The organism is Flavobacterium geliluteum (genome assembly GCF_017948595.1).
Classification (GTDB): Bacteria; Bacteroidota; Bacteroidia; order Flavobacteriales; family Flavobacteriaceae; genus Flavobacterium; species Flavobacterium flavipigmentatum.
This window is the reverse complement of record NZ_JAGFBV010000070.1, coordinates 1-1,054: the sequence shown is the minus strand read 5'-3', so window position 1 is coordinate 1,054 and position 1,054 is coordinate 1. Positions and strand designations below refer to the sequence as shown.

At 38.3% G+C, this 1,054-nt stretch carries 1 protein-coding gene and 1 pseudogene; both read left to right on the top strand.

Features of this window, described 5'->3' with window-relative positions:
- A partial coding sequence (locus J3495_RS18985; RefSeq protein WP_394369573.1) for a phage baseplate protein occupies nucleotides 1-443 on the top strand: 443 nt, incomplete at its 5' end.
- Nucleotides 444-447: 4 nt separating this feature from the next.
- Nucleotides 448-1,054 (top strand): annotated as a pseudogene (locus J3495_RS18980) (hypothetical protein); the annotation flags it as partial.

The window sequence follows — 1,054 nt, the reverse complement described above, 5'->3', positions numbered from 1 at the left end:
GTGATTTTATCAGGCCATTAGAAATAAAAACTTTAAATGCCAGGATTGGGTTGATTGAAAAGAAACTGGCAATATTTCAGCAAGGCGGTGTTGTGTTTGCATGGTTTAAACCACTTAATCAAATTCCGGCAGGATTTCAAGAAGTTACTAATCTGAAAGGTAGAACAATCTTTGGTTACGACCCGGACCAAACAGAATTCAATTTAATTGGAAAGGCCGGAGGAAATAAAAACAAAGCTCTTTCAATTAATGAAATGCCTGAACATGATCACACTTTTAGCGGTGGTAATAGTGATAGTAATGGAACAGGAACCCAAGTTGTAACAACGGGTACATCTAATGAGCCGGGCGGAAAGTTTGGAATGCAAAAGACTGGCGGCGGTCAACAATTTTCGCTTTTGAACCCATACAGAGTAGCAGCATATATTGAATTTATAGGATAACATTATGACATTAGCAGATATTTACAATTGGTTCATGACAGGCAAAAAACCAACACAAGCGCAATTTTGGGCTACGTTCGGTTTCTTTTATAGTAAAGGTGAATCTATACCACAAAGTGCGGTTTCTAACCTTACTGCGACTCTTAACGGTAAAGCAGAAAAAAGCCAATTTGATGCACATAAAACAGATGAGACGGCACATGCTAATCTGTTAATTGGAAAAGAAGATAAAAACCAAAAAGGCGCTGCCAATGGTTATGCACCATTAAATGAGTTTGTCAAAATTGCCGGGCAATACCTGAACATTGTTAATGATGTAATAACCGGTGGCACAACATCATTACTATCAGCAGAACAGGGCAAAATATTACAAAGTCGAATCGATGCAATTAACCTTATTATAACGTCTGACAATATAAACTTAGATACAATTCAGGAGTTGGTCGATGCTATTGAAACGGTTCAAACATCGCTAAATACTATCTTGGTGAACGACCTGACCACCGGAGGAACCACGAAAGCGTTAACAGCTGAAATGGGAAAACTTTTGCAGACTAATAAGGTTGATAAAGTAGCCGGTGAGCGTTTGATAAATGCTGCTGAAATCACTA